Origin of the sequence: Pseudoselenomonas ruminantium (assembly GCF_900104055.1) — a bacterium.
GTDB lineage: Bacteria > Bacillota > Negativicutes > Selenomonadales > Selenomonadaceae > Selenomonas_A > Selenomonas_A ruminantium_C.
The window spans coordinates 1-6,618 of the sequence record NZ_FNJQ01000064.1; the positions used below are offsets into that span (position 1 = coordinate 1).

The 6,618-nt window shown below is 53.1% G+C and carries 8 protein-coding genes; 7 read left to right on the forward strand and 1 reads right to left on the reverse strand.

The features are described 5' to 3' along the window. Positions 1–459 precede the first annotated feature (459 nt). The 7 genes from pth to BLQ59_RS15380 all read left to right on the forward strand — a co-directional run bounded on the left by pth (position 460) and on the right by BLQ59_RS15380 (position 6,117). Positions 460–1,089 (forward strand): aminoacyl-tRNA hydrolase, encoded by a 630-nt coding sequence (gene pth, locus BLQ59_RS15350; protein WP_074573681.1) that lies wholly within the window; start codon positions 460–462, stop codon positions 1,087–1,089. Continuing rightward, a complete protein-coding gene (locus BLQ59_RS15355) occupies positions 1,076–2,323 on the forward strand; it encodes a radical SAM family protein (RefSeq protein WP_081342615.1) in 1,248 nt (415 codons plus the stop codon). The genes pth and BLQ59_RS15355 overlap by 14 nt, the downstream gene beginning before the upstream one ends. A gap of 94 nt (positions 2,324–2,417) precedes the next feature. Then, positions 2,418–3,563, forward strand: a complete 1,146-nt coding sequence (nagA, locus tag BLQ59_RS15360; RefSeq protein ID WP_074573682.1) for an N-acetylglucosamine-6-phosphate deacetylase — start codon at positions 2,418–2,420, stop codon at positions 3,561–3,563. Between the two features lie 139 nt (positions 3,564–3,702). Next, positions 3,703–3,990 carry a 30S ribosomal protein S6 gene (rpsF, locus tag BLQ59_RS15365; RefSeq protein ID WP_014425269.1) on the forward strand — a complete coding sequence of 96 codons (288 nt, stop codon included), beginning with the start codon at positions 3,703–3,705 and terminating at the stop codon, positions 3,988–3,990. A gap of 42 nt (positions 3,991–4,032) precedes the next feature. Continuing rightward, positions 4,033–4,467 (forward strand): single-stranded DNA-binding protein, encoded by a 435-nt coding sequence (locus tag BLQ59_RS15370; RefSeq protein WP_074573683.1) that lies wholly within the window; start codon positions 4,033–4,035, stop codon positions 4,465–4,467. 20 nt (positions 4,468–4,487) lie between these two features. Further along, positions 4,488–4,718 carry a 30S ribosomal protein S18 gene (gene rpsR, locus BLQ59_RS15375; RefSeq protein WP_014425267.1) on the forward strand — a complete coding sequence of 77 codons (231 nt, stop codon included), beginning with the start codon at positions 4,488–4,490 and terminating at the stop codon, positions 4,716–4,718. A 61-nt stretch (positions 4,719–4,779) separates the two neighbouring features. Further along, the gene (locus BLQ59_RS15380; RefSeq protein WP_256324704.1) at positions 4,780–6,117 is read left to right on the forward strand and encodes a ClC family H(+)/Cl(-) exchange transporter; all 1,338 of its coding nucleotides are present in this window, start codon (positions 4,780–4,782) and stop codon (positions 6,115–6,117) included. A 231-nt stretch (positions 6,118–6,348) separates the two neighbouring features. On the opposite strand, the gene BLQ59_RS15385 is transcribed toward BLQ59_RS15380, so the two are convergent. After that, positions 6,349–6,618 (reverse strand): IS3 family transposase (locus tag BLQ59_RS15385; protein ID WP_143005371.1); only part of this gene is annotated, 270 nt, incomplete at its 5' end.

Sequence of the window (6,618 nt, forward strand, 5' to 3'; positions counted from 1 at the left end):
CCTTCACTTCGTTCAGGCAGTCGTTCCGTCGGCGAATAAGCATCCCCGCCTCCACCCAAAGGTATATCTGTGTCAAATGGCTAAGTCTCGGCTGTAAGCCGCAAGTACATCGATGTGCTTGTTACGGGAGAAGCGAGTTTGTGCCGATAGCTAAATCCGTGTCTGGGGGCGAACGGGGGAGTGCTTTTTCTGGTGGAGCGACAGTCTGAGCATAGCGAAGACCGGCCCGTTGCAAAAGTCACTGGGGAACACGCTGAAAGACGCGCCGTTGGCCTGCCCGGCGCATTCAGACTAAGGAATGTTGACCTTGCCGAGCGGGTCGTTTAGCGCAACCAGAAAAAGTACTCTCCCGTGAACCCCTGACTGCGCATGAGCGGGATACCTTTGCCACGCACTCCCCGATAAACTGCAATTTATATGTGGGGATAATAGTCCCTTGAGATATAGGAGGAAATGGATATGAAAATAATTGCGGGCCTGGGCAATCCTGGCAGTGAGTACGCCGCGACCAAGCACAATGTGGGCTTTATGCTCGTGGATGCGTTGGCGGATAAGCTGGGGATTGACAACTGGCAGGATAAATTCGACGCGAAAGTCGCGCAGGGCTTTATCGGCACGGAAAAGATCCTGCTTGTAAAGCCCCTGACCTATATGAATGAAAGCGGGCGGGCAATTGGGCCGCTGCTGAATTTCTATAAATTGGATGCCGAGGACTTGATTGTCGTCCATGACGATATGGATATCCCTGCCGGCACCGTGCGCATCCGCAAGAAAGGCAGTGCGGGCGGCCATAATGGCATCAAGTCCGTGCTGGCGCATACAGGCGATGAACATTTCGCCCGGGTGCGGATCGGTATTGGGCGTCCCCTGCCGGGATGGACGGTGGTCAACCATGTACTGGCGCCTTTTACGGATGAGGACAAGCCAAAAATCAAAGAGGCCATCAGCTATCTGCTGCCTGCCGTCGAATGTATCGTAACGGAAGATGTGGATATGGCCATGAACAAATACAATCCCAAGAAGCAGAAGAAAAAGAAAGCGGCGCAGGAAGCGCCAGTGGAAGGAGGAGCAGAAAATGCCGCAGAATGAGATGATTACAGCCGTCTATGCCGATGAAGATGGCAATATCTTAGATGCGCCGGGAATGCGGGGCATGGGCCGTACGGGGCGGGAGAATATCCTGCTGAAGCCTGAGGATCTGATTCCGCTGCCGGAAAGTGCCGATCTGATGTTGCTGCCGGACCATCTGGCGGTGGGGCAGGCCAGTGATGGCGAGGTCATGCCGATTTCCGGTCTGGCGGTAGCGGCCATCCTGCCGGCCGGTTACACCCGCCTTTATATGCCGGCCTATGAGCGGGCTGAGGAAGCTGAACGCTTGCCGCTCTATGGGTATACGGCAGTGGTGGTCTATCAGGATGAGCTTTACTGCGCCGCGGTCTATACCGATGAAAACGACAAATGGGATCCTGTGCATTACAATACAAAGGAACTCAAGAATCTCGTCAAGCGCACGAAGAAGGAACTGCCGGGCAACCGCATCGTGGAGCAGGTGGCCGGCTGCTCGCTGAAATGGCACTGCTGCACGGCGCAGAATCTCTTTTACCGCCGTTGGGAGTGCGGAATACCGACTTCTCCGGTCTGCAATGCTAACTGCTTTGGCTGTATCTCCCTGCAGCCAGCGGAATGCTGCCCTTCGCCCCAGCAACGCATCAATTTCCGGCCGACGCCGGAGGAGATTGCCGAAGTCGGCATTTACCATCTGCAGGTGGCACCGGACGGCATCATCAGTTTTGGACAGGGCTGTGAAGGCGAGCCAAGTCTGGCTGCTGATAACATCGCTGCAGGCATCAGACTGATTCGTCAGCAGACCAGCAAGGGGCAGATCAATATGAATTCCAATGTGGGTTGGACGGAAGGCGTCAGGAAAATCGTGGATGCAGGCCTTGATTCCCTGCGCGTGTCGATTATCAGCGCCCGCGAGGAAGGATACGATGCCTACTACCGCGCCAGCTACCATCTGGAAAATGTCAAGGAATCCATCCGCTATGCGCTCGACAAGGGCGTTTATGTGTCCCTGAACCTTCTGTATTTCCCCGGCTTCAATGACCGCGAGGAAGAACTCAAAGCCTGGCAGGAATTCTTCCGGGAACTGCCCGTGCAGATGATTCAGGTGCGCAACCTCAATATCGATCCGGATGCGTTCCTCGACATCATGCCGGAGCCGCAGGGCAAGGCAGTAGGCACGCGGAAGTTCATCGAGACGCTCCATGCCGAATTCCCCCAGCTCGTAATCGGCAGCTTCAGCCATTACGTAGAAGATTGATGTAACACATGAAAAAGCCTTCCCCTTGAGGGGAAGGTGGCAGCCGCAGGCTGACGGATGAGGTGTTTACACTTATGAAAAGAGGCGTAATTTCGTGTTAGCAATCAAGAACGGCAAATTTATCGTACCCAATGCAGCAGGTGATTTTGTTTTCCGCGAGGAGGGCGCTCTGCTCTGTGAGGGCGAAAAAATCAAAGGCTTTGTGTCGGAAGCGGAAATCCCGGCAGGAGCAGAGGTGATAGACGCTCAGGGAAATTATGTGGCCCCGGGCTTCCTCAACGTGCATATCCATGGCTGTGCCGGAGCGGATACCATGGATTGTACGGAGGAGGCTCTGGCCAAGATGGCCAGGCTGCAGGCGGAAACAGGAGTAACAGGCTTCTTGCCCACCACCATGACCTGCAGATGGCATGAGGTGGAGGACGCTTTGGCTACGGTGATGGACGCCATGGAAAATAAGCCGGCAGGGGCTCAGATCCTCGGCGCTCATATGGAAGGCCCTTTTATCAGCCCCGCCAAAAAAGGAGCTCAGGCGGAGGAAAATATCCGCAAGGCCGATTATAAACTCGTGAAGCCCTGGGAAAAGGTGGTAAAAATCATTACTTTGGCGCCTGAGGAACTGCCGGATTATGATTTTGCGGATAAATGCCATGCTGCCGGCATCACCGTATCCATCGGGCATACGGCGGCGGATTATGATAAGGCTATCGAGGCAGTTAGAGAGCATGGAATCCATCATTTCACCCATGTCTATAATGCCATGACGGGGTTCAGTCATCGCGTTCCGGGCGTGGTCGGGGCGGTCTTTGATACAGATGCTTACTGCGAGATTATCGCCGATAATGTGCATAGCCATCCGGCGGCGCAGAGATTGCTCTATCATGCCAAGGGCGGCAAAAATATTGTCCTGATTACGGATTCTTTGCGTGCCTGCGGTTTGGGCGATGGCCCCTCGGAGCTCGGCGGGCAGGAAGTGTTTGTCAAAGGCGAGCTGGCTACGCTCAAAGACGGGACCATTGCGGGCAGTGTAGCCACGATGAACCGCTGTGTGAAGATATTCTGGGAAAATACCGGGGCGTCGCTGCCACAGATCATCGAGATGGTCACGAAAAATCCGGCGCAGGAATTGGGCTGGTATGCGGAACGCGGTTCGCTGACTGCGGGCAAGCGGGCGGATATTGTGATCTTTGATGACGAAGTCAGCATTCAGCAGACCATAATCGGCGGAAAAAAATCGTAAATTTTTCTTGCAATGATGCCTGGTTAATGGTATAATTTCCTAGTCGTGAGACAAATAAGTTTTGTTATGAGTTGAAATGATATTTCAACCTCTGCTCCTGTGTGAGCAGGAGCCAAAGACCAGAGAGGGAGGTGATTTCGTGAGAAAGTACGAAGTCATTTTTATCGTGAAACCGATGGAAGAGGAAGCTACGAACGCTGTTATCAGCAAGTTCACTAAGCTCATCACCGAAAACGGCGGTACTATCGATAAAGAAGATCGTTGGGGCAAGAAGCGTCTTGCTTATGAGATCAAAGACTGCACTGAGGGTTTCTATGAACTGCTCTATGTTACCTGCGATCCCGCATGCGTAGCTGAGTGTGACCGTGTCATGAAGATTACGGACGGTATCCTCAAGCACATGATCGTGAAAAACGACGAAGAGTAATTTTAGAAGTACGCCAAAATTTGGCGTCAGGGAGGATGTACCATGAATAAGGCAATACTGATTGGCCGTTTGACGCGTGATCCGGAAGTGCGTTATACGCAGTCCGGCACGGCTGTATGCACCTTTACACTGGCAGTGGATCGCCGCTTTGCCCGTAAGGATGCCAATGATGGTCAGCCCACGGCTGACTTCATTCCCATTGTTGTTTGGAGCAAGCTCGCTGAGGTTTGCGGCAATAACTTGGTGAAGGGCCGTCGTATTTCCGTAGAAGGCCGTATTCAGGTGAGAAGCTATGATGCACAGGATGGCTCGAAGCGTTATGTGACGGAAATCGTAGCGAACGAAGTGGAGTTCTTGGATTCCAGGAATGCTGCTCCTCAGGCTGGCGGGTTTGGTGCACCGGCACCGGCAGCTCCGCAGTCTGCGCCTGTTGATGGTTTTGGTCCGTCTATCCCTGACGAAGAAATCCCGTTTTAAGTTAGGAGGGAATTACTTTGATGAGACGTGACAGAGGCAGAAGACCTCGTAGAAAGGTCTGCTCTTTCTGCGTAGACAAGGTCGAGCATATCGACTATAAAGACGTTGCAAAACTGCGCCGCTTCATTACGGAGCGCGGCAAGATTTTACCGCGTCGTATCTCCGGCAACTGCGCTAAGCATCAGCGCCAGGTGACCGTTGCTATCAAACGTGCACGCAATATCGCATTGCTGCCGTTCACTGCTGAATAAGCAACTGAATAGCCTTCCCCACGGGGAAGGCTTTTTTAGTGTTATGGAAAGGGGGCATAAGATGAACAGATTCGAGTCTTGGGTTCGATATTTAACTGACCCTGACCATTTGAAGCTGCGCTTGTTTATCGAGGGAAATGTGATCGGTGTATTCACAGGCCTGACCATTGCGCTGTTTCGTTATCTGCTGGAATTGTCGGAGAAAAATCTGCCCCGCGGGTATCATTATCTGAGTGAACATCCGGTTTATATTCCGCTATGGTTTACGGCCTTATTGCTGATAGGTTATATCATCCATAGGCTGCTGAAGGCGGATGGCATGATTTCCGGTTCGGGCATCCCGCAGATCAAGGGCGTTTTGCTGGGGCGCATGGATATGCATTGGGCGCGGGTGCTGGTGCTGAAATTCACGGGGGCAGTCATGGGCATTGGCGCCGGTTTGTCCTTGGGGCGGGAAGGTCCGAGCGTGCAGCTCGGTGCCTGTTTAGGGCAGGGGCTGGGCCGGCTCACGCACCGCAGTTATGAGGAAAACCATTATCTGCTGACGGCTGGCGCAGGTGCTGGTCTGGCCGCGGCATTCAATGCGCCGTTGGCCGGAGCCATCTTTTGCCTCGAAGAACTGAGCAAGGATTTTTCGACCTATGTGCTGATGGGGGCCATTGCGGCTACGGTCACGGCCACCACGGTGACGCAGTTCTTCTTTGGCATGGAGCCGGTATTCCATATGGGAGATATCCCCGTGGCGGCGACAGGCAGTGTCTATCTGCTTTTGATTTTGCTGGGGGCATTTGTGGGCTTTTTAGGACTGGGCTTTAACCGGATGCTTGTGGTATCGTTGGATGGTTATGCCAAATCCTCGCTGAAGGCATGGCAAAAGCCGCTGGTCCCATTGACCGTGGCTGGCGTATTGGGCTTTTTCCTGCCGGAAATTTTAGGCGGCGGCAGTCCGTTGGTGGATGCGTTGGTGGAACATGAATATGTGTTGGGCTTTTTACTCCTGCTCTTTGCGGGCAAATTCTTCTTCACCATGCTGTGCTTCGGCTCCGGTGTGCCCGGCGGTATCTTCCTGCCCATGCTGGTGTTGGGCGCCCTGGGCGGGGCGTTGTTTGCAAAACTTGCGGTGGCCTGCGGTGTGCTGGCACCTCAATGGACGGTGAACTGCATCGTCTTTGGCATGGCGGCGTATTTTTCTGCCGTGGTCAAATCCCCGGTGACCGGGGCCATCCTGATCATGGAGATGACGGGCTCCTTTGACCATATGCTGTCGCTGATGCTCGTGTCCATGACGGCCTTCCTCGTGGCCGAATGGGCAGGCAGCGAGCCGGTGTACGATATGCTGCTGAACCGTAGCCTGCAGACGATGGAGAAGGCGAGGGCCTATATAAAGGGCAGTCGCTGAATTGGGGTTACATCGATATGCTAAGGCGCCCGGTTTCCTTGTTGTAAATGCTATACATGGAGTGCGCCGGCTCACCGGGGAAAATCTTGTTGGCAATGTCGTTTTCGATGGCCTGCCGCCGTTAATATACTAAGCACCCCTGTTGACCGGTCAAAATGAACTGCTACCCGTCAAGAGGACAATAAAAAAATATAAAATTTCTTTGGCCGGCAGATTCGTCTGCCGGTCTTTTTATGCGGCTAAATACAAGCTGTGTTTCTCTATCGGCGTTAGGATTCCGAGATTACGTTGCACACGCCTGTTGTTGTAATAATGGATGTAGGCTTTAATTGAATTCATGAGGCTACTTTTGCTGGTAAAACGCCTGCCATAGTACATTTCACGCTTGAGAATACCCCAAAATCCTTCCATAGGCCCATTGTCAATGCAGTGGGCTACACGGGACATACTTTGTGTCATGCCCTGTTTTTGCAGTTTATGGTGAAATACTCTGTTTGTGTA

Excerpts from the sequence above, each read along its gene's own strand:
- pth (WP_074573681.1), top strand. The coding sequence starts at position 460 with ATGAAAATAATTGCGGGCCTGGGCAATCCTGGCAGTGAGTACGCCGCG.
- BLQ59_RS15355 (WP_081342615.1), top strand. The coding sequence starts at position 1,076 with ATGCCGCAGAATGAGATGATTACAGCCGTCTATGCCGATGAAGATGGC.
- BLQ59_RS15370 (WP_074573683.1), top strand. The coding sequence starts at position 4,033 with ATGAATAAGGCAATACTGATTGGCCGTTTGACGCGTGATCCGGAAGTG.
- rpsR (WP_014425267.1), top strand. The coding sequence starts at position 4,488 with ATGAGACGTGACAGAGGCAGAAGACCTCGTAGAAAGGTCTGCTCTTTC.
- BLQ59_RS15380 (WP_256324704.1), top strand. The coding sequence starts at position 4,780 with ATGAACAGATTCGAGTCTTGGGTTCGATATTTAACTGACCCTGACCAT.